13 protein-coding genes are annotated in these 13,867 nt (G+C 59.6%); 7 read left to right on the top strand and 6 right to left on the bottom strand.

Features of this window, described 5'->3' with window-relative positions:
• The first annotated feature begins 197 nt into the window (after positions 1–197).
• The 7 genes from EKD03_RS00925 to EKD03_RS00895 all read left to right on the top strand — a co-directional run bounded on the left by EKD03_RS00925 (position 198) and on the right by EKD03_RS00895 (position 8,128).
• The gene (locus EKD03_RS00925) at positions 198–974 is read left to right on the top strand and encodes a 4'-phosphopantetheinyl transferase family protein (RefSeq protein WP_161569143.1); all 777 of its coding nucleotides are present in this window, start codon (positions 198–200) and stop codon (positions 972–974) included.
• A 21-nt stretch (positions 975–995) separates the two neighbouring features.
• Positions 996–2,531, top strand: coding sequence for an acyl-CoA carboxylase subunit beta (locus EKD03_RS00920; protein WP_129626343.1), 1,536 nt, complete (start codon positions 996–998; stop codon positions 2,529–2,531).
• A gap of 216 nt (positions 2,532–2,747) precedes the next feature.
• The gene (locus tag EKD03_RS00915) at positions 2,748–4,229 is read left to right on the top strand and encodes an acetyl-CoA carboxylase biotin carboxylase subunit (protein WP_129626341.1); all 1,482 of its coding nucleotides are present in this window, start codon (positions 2,748–2,750) and stop codon (positions 4,227–4,229) included.
• Positions 4,230–4,281: 52 nt separating this feature from the next.
• Complete coding sequence (locus EKD03_RS00910; RefSeq protein WP_129626339.1) at positions 4,282–4,776, top strand: acyl-CoA carboxylase biotin carboxyl carrier protein subunit; 495 nt, start codon at positions 4,282–4,284, stop codon at positions 4,774–4,776.
• Between the two features lie 106 nt (positions 4,777–4,882).
• A complete protein-coding gene (locus EKD03_RS00905; RefSeq protein ID WP_129626337.1) occupies positions 4,883–6,895 on the top strand; it encodes a sigma-70 RNA polymerase sigma factor region 4 domain-containing protein in 2,013 nt (670 codons plus the stop codon).
• A 72-nt stretch (positions 6,896–6,967) separates the two neighbouring features.
• A complete protein-coding gene (locus tag EKD03_RS00900; protein ID WP_129626335.1) occupies positions 6,968–7,327 on the top strand; it encodes a hypothetical protein in 360 nt (119 codons plus the stop codon).
• 18 nt (positions 7,328–7,345) lie between these two features.
• Complete coding sequence (locus EKD03_RS00895; RefSeq protein WP_129626332.1) at positions 7,346–8,128, top strand: hypothetical protein; 783 nt, start codon at positions 7,346–7,348, stop codon at positions 8,126–8,128.
• A 198-nt stretch (positions 8,129–8,326) separates the two neighbouring features.
• On the opposite strand, the gene menC is transcribed toward EKD03_RS00895, so the two are convergent.
• From menC to EKD03_RS00865, 6 genes are all read right to left on the bottom strand, one after another.
• On the bottom strand, positions 8,327–9,433 hold the full coding sequence (gene menC, locus EKD03_RS00890; RefSeq protein ID WP_129626330.1) for an o-succinylbenzoate synthase: 1,107 nt from the start codon (positions 9,431–9,433) through the stop codon (positions 8,327–8,329).
• Between the two features lie 162 nt (positions 9,434–9,595).
• Positions 9,596–10,867: a GTPase HflX gene (gene hflX, locus EKD03_RS00885; protein WP_274542388.1), complete on the bottom strand. Its 1,272-nt coding sequence runs from the start codon at positions 10,865–10,867 to the stop codon at positions 9,596–9,598.
• Between the two features lie 184 nt (positions 10,868–11,051).
• Complete coding sequence (locus tag EKD03_RS00880; RefSeq protein WP_129626328.1) at positions 11,052–11,399, bottom strand: type II toxin-antitoxin system PemK/MazF family toxin; 348 nt, start codon at positions 11,397–11,399, stop codon at positions 11,052–11,054.
• On the bottom strand, positions 11,389–11,655 hold the full coding sequence (locus tag EKD03_RS00875) for a ribbon-helix-helix protein, CopG family (protein WP_129626326.1): 267 nt from the start codon (positions 11,653–11,655) through the stop codon (positions 11,389–11,391). The genes EKD03_RS00880 and EKD03_RS00875 overlap by 11 nt, the downstream gene beginning before the upstream one ends.
• A 71-nt stretch (positions 11,656–11,726) precedes the next feature.
• Entirely contained in the window at positions 11,727–12,314 is a 588-nt protein-coding gene (locus EKD03_RS00870; RefSeq protein WP_129626324.1) for a Uma2 family endonuclease, read from the bottom strand.
• Between the two features lie 45 nt (positions 12,315–12,359).
• A complete protein-coding gene (locus tag EKD03_RS00865; RefSeq protein ID WP_174842786.1) occupies positions 12,360–13,358 on the bottom strand; it encodes a glycosyltransferase family 2 protein in 999 nt (332 codons plus the stop codon).
• Positions 13,359–13,867 lie beyond the last annotated feature (509 nt).

The raw sequence follows: 13,867 nt of genomic DNA, 5'->3' as shown, positions 1-13,867 counted from the left end.
GGTTCGCTGCCGAATGGCCCTCACCCCCAGCCCCTCTCCCGTGGGCTTCGCCCACAGGAGAGGGGGGCACATGGCTGGGGTATTCCGGAGCGTATCCCCCCCTCGCCTGTTCGCGCAGCGAACGGGAGAGGGGGGCTAGGGGGGTGAGGGTCATGACGCAACGGTCAAGCAGATTTGCCCCCCACACCATGCAACCTATGTTCACCTGGCTCGTCACCCAACGCAGCGCCATGCCCGCCCCCGATCACTTCTTGGCCCCCGCCGAGCAGGCCGTCTACGCCCAGTTCACGCACGCCCGACGCCAAGCCGATTGGCTCCACGGGCGCTGGACGGCCAAGCGGCTGGTGCATGCCACATGCGGGGCCGATCTACCGCTCACGGCGATTATGGTGCTGAGTGATGCTGATGGTGCGCCCTACCTTACGTCAACTGACCCCACCATCCAGCGCACCCTGGACACTATGCAGATCAGCCTGAGCCATAGTGGTGAACATGCCGCCTGTGCCTTACATCTTGGTCACACCCGGCTGGGGATTGACCTCGAACAGATCGCGCCGCGTGGAGCCGCCTTCGCCCAGAGCTACTACACCCGCGCCGAGTTGGATCTGTTGACCAGCACTCCACCCGATCTGTATGACACCCTGGCCACGGCAATCTGGAGCGCCAAAGAGGCTACGCTCAAGGTGACCCGCCACGGCTTGCGCGTGGATACGCGCAGTGTGACGTGTCTGCCTAGTCGCCCAGCCCGTAAACGGGCGGGCTATCACGGCGAAGGCCGCCTACGCGGCCTAGCATCAGCCCGCGTAGGCGGGCTTTGCAAACCTCGCCCGCCCGTTTACGGGCTGGGTCAGGGGCTTTGCACATGCCCCATGTGGAGCAGCATCACCATCAGAACCGCGCTCAGCCCCGTTGCGCTACACGGTTGGTGGCGCACCAGCAACGGCATCGTAATCACCATCGTTACCGAAGCCTGAGACGATTACCGAGGAAGGTCTATGCAAGAATATATTGACAAACTGCGCGCCCTCAAAGCCGAGGCCGCTGGGTCGGCGAAGGATGTGGAGGCGCAACATAAGCGTGGCCGCCTGACGGCCCAGGAGCGGATCGATCTGCTCTTCGATCCTGGTACGTTCAATGAGATTGATACGCTGGTGACACCCCGCTACGAGAGCTATATGGGCGGCAAGTCCTCACGCCTGGGCGATGGCGTGATCACGGGGTTCGGCATGGTGCAGGGGCGGCAGGTCTTTGCCGCTGCCCAAGATGCGACGGTGATGGGCGGCTCGCTGGGCGAGATGCACGCCAACAAGATCGTCAAGGCCATGCGGATGGCGCTCAGTTATGGCTGCCCCTTTGTCGCACTGAACGATTCGGGTGGCGCACGCATTCAGGAGGGGGTGGATAGCCTGGGTGGCTATGCGCGCATCTTCGATGCCAACTGCGAAGCCTCCGGCGTCATCCCCCAGATCTCGGTCATCCTCGGCCCCTGCGCGGGTGGCGCGGTCTATTCGCCCGGCCTCACCGACTTCATCTTCATGACCGAGAATAGCTACATGTTCATCACCGGCCCGGAGGTGGTCAAGTCGGTGATGCAGGAGAACGTCAGCCAGGAGGATCTGGGCGGTGGCCGCATCCACGCCTCGGAGAGTGGCGTGGCCCACTTCCTCGCCAGCGACGACCGCGAGTGTCTGCTGAAGGTGCGCGAGTTGCTCAGTTACCTGCCCTCGAACAACCTGAGCGATCCACCCTACATCCCCCCGCGTGACGACCCGGAGCGACGTTGCCCCGAACTGGAACAGATCGTCCCGGTAGACCCGCACAAGCCCTACGATGTGCGCCAGGTGATCAGCAGCATCGTGGATGATGGGCGCTTCTTCGAGGTTCATGAACTCTGGGCTGAGAACATGGTGGTCGGGTTTGCGCGTCTGGATGGCTTTGTAGTCGGTCTGATCGCCAACCAGCCGATGGTTCTGGCTGGCACGATTGACATCAAGGCCAGCATCAAGGCCACCCACTTCATCCGCATCTGCGACGCCTACCACATCCCGGTGATCACGCTGCAAGATGTCCCCGGCTTCCTCCCCGGCACCAGCCAGGAGTATGGCGGCATCATCCGCAACGGAGCGCGCCTGATCTACGCCTACTCCGAGGCCACCGTGCCCAAGCTGATGCTCATCCTGCGCAAGAGCTACGGCGGTGCCTACTGCGTGATGAGCAGCAAGGGGCTGCGCGGCGACCTGCTCTATGCCTGGCCAAATGCCGAACTGGCAGTTATGGGGGCGGCGGGCGCGGTCAATATCCTCTTCCGCAACGAGGTGAAGTCCGCACCCGACCCGCAGGCACGCGGGGCCGAACTGGTCTCCGAATACCAGGAGAAGTTCAACAACCCCTACGTTGCCGCCGCACGCGGCCTGATTGATGATGTGATCGAACCCCGCGATAGCCGCCGCATCCTCATTCGCGCTCTGCATGTCACGCTCAGCAAGCGGGATCGCCATATTCCGCGTAAACACGGCATCTCACCGATGTAGGCGCAAAGGTAACTGTTTCCATTTGGAGTGAAGATATAACCGTTTTTTGGCGCAAAGGCGCGAAGACGCAAAGGTTTGTAGTTAGCCATGTTGAACGGCTCTGCTGAAAGATATAGTGCATGCTGAAACTTTGCGCCTTGGCGGCTTTGCGTCAAAATCGCAACCGCTACTGTTCTATCAGAAGCGTGAACAGTTACGTTCAAGAAGGAACGCAGTATGTTCAATAAAGTGTTAGTAGCCAACCGGGGCGAAATTGCCGTCCGCGTTGTGCGCGCCTGCCGCGACATGGGCATCCGCGCCGTGGCGGTCTACGAACCCGATGACATGGGCGCACTCCATGTGCGCCTCGCCGACGAGGCCCACCCACTGCCGCGCCAGGGCGATTACCGTAACCCCGACGCTATGCTGAGTATCGCGCGCCAGATCGGGGTGGACGCGGTACATCCGGGGTACGGTATCATCTCCGAGCACCCCGGTTTTGTGCGTGCCTGCGAGGAGATCGGCATCACCGTGATCGGGCCGGGTAGCGCTGCCTTGGAGCAGGTGCGTAACAAGATTGACACGCTCGAAAAGGTACGCGCAGCGGGCATTCCCACTACCCACCCCTCGTCACGCGCCTTTAGCCCCAACGAGAGCGAGGCCATGCTCGCCGAAGCCGAGGCCATCGGCTTTCCGCTGGTGGTCAAGGCCCACGCCGGAGGCCACGGGCGCGGCACGCATCTGGTCTACAACCGCGACATGCTCATGAATGTAGTCCAGCGCTCATCCGGGGCGGCCCAAGCCTTCTATGGTGACGCGCACGTCTACTTAGAAGCGGCTATGCCCGCCTCGCGCTATATCGAAGTCCCCGTGCTGGGCGACACCCACGGTACCATCGTTCACCTCGGCGAGCGCGACGGCTCGATCCAGCGCAACACCCGTAAGGTGATCGGCGAATCGCCCGCGCCGGGGCTGAGCCAGGAGCAGCGCGAGGCGATCTGGAACTGTGCGCTCAAGGTGGCACGGCTCTTCAGCATCCACGGTGTCGCCACGGTTGAGTTTGTGGTAGACCAGGCCGGGCAGCACTACTTCACCGAGATCAAGCCGCGCATTCAGGTTGAACACCTGGCCACCGAGATGGTCACCCGCATTGATACGGTGCGCGAACAGTTGCGCATCGCCGCTGGTGAACCGCTCGGCTACACCCAGGAGCAGGTACGCTTGAGTGGGGTGGCGATCTTCTGCCGCATCAACGCCGAAGATCCCTGGCACGGCTACATGCCCAGCCCCGGCCATATTAACAGCTTCCGCCTCCCCGGCGGCCCCAATGTGCGCGTGGACACCTACGCCTACGCCGGAACCGATGTCCCCGTTCACTACGACTCGCTGCTGGCCAAACTGGCCGTCTGGGGCGCGACACGGAGTGAGTGCCTCAACCGCGTTCACCGCGCTTTGCAAGAATTTCAGATCGAAGGCGTGCGTACCAACCTGGGGCTGCTGCGGCTGATCGTCAACGACCCGGAGTTTGTGGCCGGTACCTACACCACCGACTCAAGCCAGCACCATCTGATGGAAGCGCCGCCCGCCGATGATAACCTCGCCGATCTGGCCGCTATCGCCGCCCTTGCGTTCCTCGCCCTCAATCGCGAGGCCAGCCCAGTCACTCCACCCGCCTTTACCAGTGGCTGGTATCACGATAGCCGCCGGTTGGGGGGGTGAGGGCCAATACAGCCCATCGTAAAGCCATAAATTCCTTACACCGAGGTACCCTATGCGCAAACTCCTCGTCACCATTGATGGCACCGAGTTCCATGTCCAGGTTCCCGAAACACCCGATGCCGATGGCTTCTATACCATCGTCGTGAATGAGCAACCCATGCGTGCCGCGCTCTCATCCTTAGCCGATTCCGAGGTTCTCGAATGGGCGATGGTTGATACCCATCCCTACGAACTCCAGATCGATCATGAACTGCGCTGGATTCAGTCGCGCCATGGCCGCCACAACGTCCAAGTCCGCGACCAAGACTCGCGCATCTACCACCCGCGTAGCCACGATGGGCGCATCAAGGCCCCCATCCCTGGGATAGTCGTGCGCGTCCTGGTGGACGTGGGCCAAGAGGTAGAGCTTGATCAACCCTTGCTGGTGCTGGAAGCAATGAAGATGGAGAACGAGATCCGCGCCACACGTGCCGGACGCATCGCCAGCCTCAACGCCACCCCCGGACGTGCCGTACAATTAGGAACGCTATTGGCTGAGATCGTCTGAGGATGCCTATGTCCGATCCCGCAGAGTAGGGGCGAAGCATCGCCCTCCAAGTGGTCGGGGAAGCGTGACAATATTGGGGGCGATGCTTCGCCCCTACGTTTACATCATGTCCACCCCCAATAACCTCATCGAAACGATTCTTGATCATCACAGCGGCACGCTCTACCGTGCCGCCTTGATCCTTGGGCGCGAAGCACGCGGGGCCGAACGTCTCTTGCGCCTGCTGATGACCGAACTGGTGCGCGCCGATCCAGCTAACCCACCAAGTGAACCCGATCTGCTGCGCCTCCTCTTCACCGTCGCGCAGACCCAACCGCCCCCGCGCCACACCCATCCACCCCGGTCCCGCACCGACCAACCGACACTCCACCAGAGTTTGCTGCATTTGCCCAGCGAGCAGCGCTATGCTCTGGCCCTCTACCTGCTCTTCGGCTACGATCTGGCCCATCTGGCCACGATCCTGAACATGGATGCAGCGGCCAGCCGTGCCACCCTCTTCAGCGCCATGCGCAACCTGGCCCCCAGTGCGATGCTGAGCCTCACCGAGCAGAACAGTAGCGAGACATGCCAGGAGGTGCGCATAGCCCTAGTCGATCCGGGCGGGCGACTGCGCCACACCCCCGCCATTCGGGGTCACCTCGCCACCTGTGCCGAGTGCCGCAGCTTCGACCAGACATGGGGCGCGTTGAGCCAGACCATCGAAGCCGCCCTACGCACCATCCTGCGTGAACGCGACATGCCCGCCCGCCTCGAAGCCCAGCTTATCAGCCTCGGTGCGCCACGCCAACGCCCGCAGATCCCGATCATCTTCGCGGTTCCTCCACTGATCATCCTGGTCATCATCGCCAGCCTCGTGCTCCCCGGCATGAACCGCGAGCCAGTAACGGTGATCAACCGGAACACCCGCGAGGATGTGGATGTCGCCGCACTGATCGAGACGGCGTTAGCCAACCATGCCCGCATCCCTGCGACGAGCAGCACGATCTGGTACAGCCGCTACGAGACGCTCTGGTACTTTAACGATGCCACCTACGCCCCCATCCGCGCCGAACTCTGGCTGGATCGCAGCAACCCCGCCCGTCACCGGCTCCAAATCAGCCACACCTCCGGCGGCGCACCGTATGAGTTTCAGATCGCCAACGGTATAGATCAACTCGCCTACGCGGTTGATCCACTCTACCGCCCCAGCCTATATGCCAATCTCGCAGAACATGACAACGCAGAAAGCCCCAGCCTGATCAACCAGATCGCCGATCCGAGTGACCAAGCCCGCGCCTTAGCGCAGCGCCTCAGCTACGGCATCTGGAATATTCCGCGCTTCTACCTCCAACAAGCGCAGCAGGCCGCAGATCTGCGTCTTCTTGGTCGTCAACGCGATAGCACGCACAGTGTCTACATCCTCAGTTTCCGGGGGTTCAGCCCCATAGGCTACCCCAGCCAAACCCCTGGCCGCGCCAGCGAACCCATCACCATCCTGCTGAGCCTCGACACCGAAAGCGGGCAACTGCGCAGCGCCACCGAACTGAGTAGCACCAGCGACACCACCCAGAGTAGCCGAGTCACTTGGCGCATCATCGAAGAGCGTAGCTTCAACACCAGTGAGGAAGCCGGATCGCCCTTCAACCTCGTGTTGGCCTGGAACGGGCGCGGCAGCTTCCCGGCTGCCAGCGACAACCCGCGTGCCGACCCCGCCATGCTCCTCTTCAGCCGCCGTGACCTGAGAAATCCCAGCACGCTCCTCAATCTGCGCTGGCAGATCTACCTGCCCAGCCCACTGCCCACGGGCAGCGAACGTGCCCTCCTGATCTGGCCAAGCAGTACCGCAATGCCCCAGGCGATCATCTACCTCGGCCAAGACCGCCACATCATTATCCATTTCGATGCCCCACTCACCCTCAACCCGGATGAGACCATCACCACCGACTATGCCAACATCCAACTCCAGGCCAGCCGCCCGCGCAGGTATCAGATCAATCTGAATCCTACTCTCTACACCCATCCCCCCATGGCACTCGATGTCTACGGCTTCAGCTACCCGGAGGTGATCGCCATACTCAATTCGTTTCAGCCCCTCGATCCGACCTATCTATTGGAGCATAAAAAGTTCTTTGTAGAGTGAAGGTGAAGAGGCAATATGGTATACTAGCTTTGAGATGTACACCCGACCTAGCCCGACGAGGAACACACGCATATGTGGATGACCCTGCTCCTCGCCATTGTGCGCTCAATCTTGATCTGGATCTGGCTTGCATGCAAGCCGGTTCTCGGCTGGTTCCTGATCATCATCGGGCTGATCGGCATACCCATGCCCATCGTAAATGGCCTGATCTTTTTGATGCTCGGCATCGCCCTCGTTGGGCCACGCAACCGCATCATCCGCTGGAGCCGGGTGCATCTGAAACTCTTCCTCTATCGTTGGGCCGCACTTCCCACCCCACTGATTGGCACACTTGGCAGGATCGCCCTCAATGCAGCCCGCCAAGTCTCACGCCAACATCGCCGCCTACGCTGGTGGTGGATGAGTCGCCCACGTCATCGCGCTGCCGCATAGCAGCCAGCGAGGCATTCTATGTCGCACCGCAACCTCTTCTGGCCGATCAGCCTGATCACTATCGTCGGCATGACCTTCATGCTGCTCTTGATAACTGCCAATACCCAGTTCCAATCAACCCACGTCTCCGCAGCAACCCTCTGCCCCTCTGATCCCAACGATCCCTTCTACCCCTACTGTATCCAAACCCAAACCGCCGAGGCACCAACCGCGACCTTCGACCAAAGTAAGATCATAAGCGGCTGCCCAACCCTTGGCCCCAACAATATTCCACCCTACCCGCCCTATGAGCAGTGCCTCCTCACGCGCACCGCTCTACTGCAACAGACAACCCAGAAGGGTACGGTGACGCCATCCACCCCTACAAGTACGCTCACCAAGCCCACCGGGACGATCACCGTAACCCCGACGAGGACGACAACCGCGACCAGTACCACCAGCAGTGGCAGCCAACCTACAAGCACACCAATCCAGGCACCCGTCACCAGCGCCCCTACTGCCAGCCCCACCAACAGCCCTACGCCCACCCCAGAGGGGCCACCAACCCTACACTGTATCCCTGGTGAAACGATCACCATCGAGGGCACAACAAACCCACGCACCGCACTGATCGTCACCTTTGGGGCACGTCCTGTGGGTGGTGGGTTTAGCCGCGCTGATGGCGCGTATAGTATTGCCTTACGCATTGGCCATGAGCGCCCCGGTCGCTACCCGGTGGTGGTCGAGGATCGCGCTACCCGCAAGATCGTGCAGGAGTTGGTGTGTCAGGTACCAAACCCTAGCCCCACACCAACCCCATAACACACGTGTGGGGCGCATCGCGGTGAATCCCCTAGAAAACTGTGACTGTTCACTATATCTCCTAACATCCAGGTTTTGACGCAAAGACGCCAAGGCGCAAAGTCTTCAATAGAAGTTCCAATCAAAATCTTTGCGTCTTTGCGCCTTGGCGTCAACACAAGGCTTCGGTTTAACCCAAGTGTGAACAGTTGCACGAACCTACCCAATTACGATCTTCTCCACGGTCACATGCTCTAGGTACTCCATATCCACCTCGGCCCCACTCCCCGGTTCTGTCGGCACACTGAGGGTACTGTCCGGGCTGAGCCGGAACGGATTGGTGACAATATCGCGCTTGAAGTAGCGCTCGCTGGCACTAATGTCACCCGGCAGGCTAAAGTTGGGCAGGCTGGCCAGCGCGACATTCGCCGCTCGCCCAATCCCGGTCTCCAACATCCCACCACACCAGACCGGCACACCCGCTGCTTGGGCCATGTTGTGGATCTGGCGTGCGGCGGTCAGTCCACCCACCCGGCTAGGTTTGATGTTGATCACCCCACACGCGCCCATCTCCAACGCCCAGCGCGCATGCTCCGGTGAGACAATACTCTCATCCAGACAGATCGGCGTGCGCAGTTGCGGCTGGAGCTTGGCATGATCAAAAATATCATCGTGGGCTAGGGGCTGCTCAATCAGTAGCAAATTGAAGGCGTCGAGCTGCGCCAGATGCGCCGCATCGGCCAGGGTGTAGATACTATTCGCATCAACCTGAAGCCGCAGATCGGGCCAGCGCTCGCGGATCGCCCGCGTCGGCTCGATGTCCCAACCGGGCTTAATCTTCAACTTCACGCGCTGGTAGCCCGCCGCCACATACGCACCCACCACCTCTAGCAGCGCCTCGATACTGGACTGCACCCCCACACTCACGCCGACATCCACACTACTGCGCGTCCCGCCGAGCATACTCGTCAGGCTCTGGCCGCGCAGGTGCCCAAAGAGATCCCAGGCCGCAAACTCAATCCCCGAACGCGCCATACGGTTGGCGCGCACGCGCGCAAAGGCCGCCTCCACCCCCTCCGGCCCATCCAGATCCACCTGAAGAATGAGCGGGGCCAGAATTTCGCGCAGCATCACCCAGGCGGTGGCGCTCGTCTCCTCGTTGTACCACGGGCCAATCCCCACCGGAGCCTCGCCCCACCCCTCAGCCCCCTGGGCAAACAGACGCACCAATACCGAGTGGTTCGCCTCTTCGCGCCAACCACTCGTCTCAAACGGGGCCACAAACGGCAATTCGATCCGGCGCAGTTCAATCTGCTCGATACGCATAGCTCTCCTTATATCTGTTTACTACTCCGAAATCCAGAATTTAGACGCAAAGGCGCAGAGACGCAAAGGATTTGATTGGGGTGTATCTTGCAGGCTTTGCGCCTTTGCGTCTTTGCGTCAAAACCTGGAAGCTAGGAGAAATGTGAACAGTTACGAGCCACACTAATCCACATATTGGCTGAATTGCGAAGCCAGAGTGCGCGGAATACGCCCCTGAATATGTGTCCCCTCGCCAATATACTCCTCACGATCAATCACACCCCGCCGGTGCCACAACGAGACCAGATCGTTGCGCTGGTAGGGAATCAGCACCTTGAGTGCCACCATCCCCTCCGAGAGCGCCGCAACAATACGCTCACCAAGCAGATCGAGACCCCAGCCGCGCTGTGCCGAGACCGCGATCACATCGCTGGGCAGCCCCATCTCGCGCACCAGATCCTCCACCTCACCCGACGCAACCCCCTCCAGCTTATCCACCTTGTTCAGCACCGTCAGCGTCGCCTTGCGGCTCACGCCTAGCTCCTCCAAGGTCTTCTCAACCGTCTGGGCGTGTTCCTGGGCATTCGGGTGGGTCAGATCGACCACATGCAACAACAGATCCGCTTCATTGATCTCCTCAAGTGTGGCGCGGAACGCGGCCACCAGTTGGGTCGGCAGTTTCTGAATAAACCCGACCGTATCGGTCAAAAGCACATGATGATTACCGGGCAGCGTCACCTGGCGCGTCGTCGGATCGAGCGTCGCAAAGAGCTGATCCTGGGTCAACACATCCGCCCCAGAAAGCGCATTCAGCAAGGTACTCTTGCCCGCGTTGGTGTAACCCACCAGCGCCACCACCGGCACCCCACTATTCTTGCGGCGCTGCCGATAGAGTTCGCGATGACGATGCACATCGGTCAGTTGCTCCTTCAACAACGCGATGCGCTGATCAATCAAACGCCGGTCAATCTCCAACTGGGTCTCACCCGGCCCACGCAGACCAACCACCCCACCCGCCGATGTCCCACCACCCGTACCGGCTTGGCGTTCCAAGTGCGACCACTGGCGGCGCAGACGCGGCAACATGTAGTTATACTGGGCCAACTCAACCTGCAAACGGCCCTCGTGGGTACGCGCATGCTGGGCGAAGATGTCGAGGATGAGCGCGGTGCGATCCAGCACGCCGACCTGCAACGCCTCCTCCAGATTGCGCGTCTGCGCCGGACTTAGCTCGTCATCAAAAATGACCAACCCCGCCCCGCACTGCTCGCGCAACTCAGCCACCTCACGCACCTTACCGGGGCCGATGAAATACTTGGGGAAGGGCTGGTCAATCCGCTGATAGATGTTGCCAACCACCTCCAGGCCCGCAGTATCTGCCAACAACGCCAACTCACGCAGTGAATCCTCAGCACTCCAGGCACTGTTGAAACTCTCCACCTCCGCCCCGACCAACAGGGCGCGCGTGCGTGGCGGTGTGGTTGGATGTAACCGCTTGCCATCATGGGTATGAATATCGTTTATAACCGTGTCTCCTTTGACTTTGTGTGAAATAGGGTACAACTATTCTAGCACTTATAACAGGCAGATCTCAAGGGGCGCGAGAAGGAGCGGGATCAGCCTTGGGGCGGAGGTTGATCTATAAATCGAGCAGGATGCGTAGTATTTCATCCACACGCTGCATCGTTGCCAATGAAACTCGTCCCCACGCGCTCCCCTTCAAACGATCTTTTGAAATAGATCGCAAACCATCACACAAAATCAGACTCCGACTGCTCACTCCGCCTTCGGGCGGATCAATCGGAATATGCGCTGGAATATGTCTATCTGTTCGAGTTAAAGGTAAGACGAATATCAATCCAGCAGGCCCATGATTAAACATGTCCGTTGAGACAATAAGGACAGGTCGTGTTCCAGTTTGTTCGTGCCCACGAATAGGATTAAGATCAGCTAACCAGATCTCTCCCCGCGATGGCTCACGATTCATGCCACGTCTCCTGTGCATCTAAGCCATCCAGGAGAGTCGCATCCCATGCATCACGTTCCGCAGTCTCTACCTTCTGGGTTACTGAATCGCTTTGTGCAGCAAGATAGGCCGTATTGAGTGCAACCAAAAATTGGCGACGGCGATAGTGCGTGAGGGCATCTTCAAGCACCTGCTGCATAGATGTGCCCGTCTGACGAGCCAAATCATGTAACAGATCACGCATCTCTACAGAAACACGGATGGTTGTTGTCGTCATATACCACCTCCTCAGTGCTGTAGATAAAATATCTACACAAGTATAGCACATTCTATCTGTAGGAGGCGGGATCAGCCTTGCGCCGGAGAAGATGGGGGAACTTTGGCGTAAATATCCTCAAACAGCAGTGTACACTCAATTGATGGAAGCATGATCGGGGTTTGAGCATCGGCACATTCGGTAAACAGCCACTGATGCTCAGCATAGCGGACAAAATGTTCAACATGCTGGCCATCTTGGGCAACGAGGAGATATTCTTGCAGTGAAGGAATAGTCCGATAGATTTGAGCCTTCTTCCCCCGATCATAGATTTCGGTTGAAGGCGAGAGTACTTCGATAATAACCGTAGGATTTTCTAGCGTATCTTGCGCTTCGTGGGCATATTGAATATCGCCACAGACAACCATAATATCGGGGTAGGTGTAGGTGCGAGTCGTTTCTATTTTTAGCCGCATATCGCTTGGGAAGACAGTACAGTTGCGCTGCCGAACTTGAAAATGCAGGCTGGCAACAATATTGGCCGTAATAATATTGTGGGCCGCACTTGCGCCTGCCATAGCGACAATAACACCATCAAAAAAGGTATGTTTGACCTCACTGGTACGCTCAAAGGCCAGATACTCCTCTGATGACCAGATGCGTATGGGTTGCATGGTCATGGGCTGTCTCCTGTGCGTTGAGATACTGCCAGTATAGCACCTTAGCTACGCCAACAACGCCTGCAACCTGCGCTGCAACCGCAGCGCCTCCACGGGCGAAGGGGCTGGCTCGATCCAGCGCACCAACTCCCCCACTGGCACGCTACGCCCCGCCTGGATGACCCGCCGCTGCGCCAACAGACGCGGCATCTCGCGTAGCCCCGCCACTCGCCCGCGCACCATCGCCGCCTGCCCGCGCAGCAGCGCATACCCCACCGCGAGCAGATCATAGCGCAGGATGGCGGGCAACAGATCGCGCAAGATCGGGGTTGGCAAGACGCGCACCAACACCCGCACCCGGTTGCGCCCCAGCAGCGCCTGCTTGAACGGGCTACCCTGTCCACCTGTGGCCGAGTAGACATGGCGTGCGCGTGCCCCACCCGCCAACACCGCATCCCAGCCGCGTAGCCGCGCCCGCCACGCCAGATCCACATCTTCCAAATAACTAAAGAACTCTTCGGCAAACAGGCCCACATCATCCAGCATGCGCCGCCGCAGCAACGCCAACCCGCCACTCGCGCCGAAAATGGGCTGGGGTTCCTGTGGCAATTCCGCCACGGGGAGCCCGATATGCATGTCGGTGGCCACACCATCCGCCTGGAAGCGAATCCCCGCCGAGGCCACCCGATCCGGGCGGCGGCTGAAGACGAGCGCCCCGGCTGCCGCGCCCGCCGAGGGCGACTCGCGCAGCGCCGCCCATAGCGCCGCGACACACCCCGGCTCAGCCAGCGCATCGTCGTTGATCAGCAGCAGCAGTTCACCGCGTGCCGCCCGGATGCCCGCGTTGGTACCGCCCGCAAACCCCAGGTTCGTCGGCAACGCCACCACGCGCACATCCGGCGCATAGCGCCGCGCCCACGCCCCCGCCCCATCCCGCGAGGCGTTATCCACCAACACAATCTCATCCTGCGGCCCCAATTGGGCACGCAGAGCCATCAGGCATGCCGGAAGGTAGCGCAGCCCGTTCCATGTCGGGATCACCGCAGAGATGGGGGGGCGTGTCATGTCTTGATCCCAGAGAGTGAACATCTTATACTGGTAGGGGTTATAGGAATGCAATAAGGGTCACTAACTATGAATATCCGACCAATCAGAAACGATGTAGATTATCAGAATGCTCTTAATCTCGTAGATTATTTATTCAATGCACAACCAAACACTCTTGAAGGTGATATTCTTGATATGTTGGTAACTCTGATTGAGGTCTACGAGGCACATGCATACCCAATACTTCCACCTGATCTCATTTTAGCGGAGTCAAGCACAAGTCGTGTTGAGTAAACAGTTTGTGGTATAATACGACTAAGCGGGTGGTCGAAAGATCGGTGTCATTGGCATCTTCAGCGAGTACGTTGAACCCGTCATCACTATTTCACGGGAACCTCTTTATCCCCCAATTTGCATATCCCCCATCCTCTCGATAGTCTAACGTAGCTGTTCACACTGCCCCGAACATCAAGATTTTGACGCAAAGGCGCAAAGCCTTCAATAAAACCTTTGCGTCTTCGCGCCTT

This window comes from Candidatus Oscillochloris fontis, assembly GCF_004138135.1.
GTDB classification, from domain to species: Bacteria; Chloroflexota; Chloroflexia; order Chloroflexales; family Chloroflexaceae; genus Oscillochloris; species Oscillochloris fontis.
This window is presented reverse-complemented; position numbering and strand designations above follow the sequence as displayed.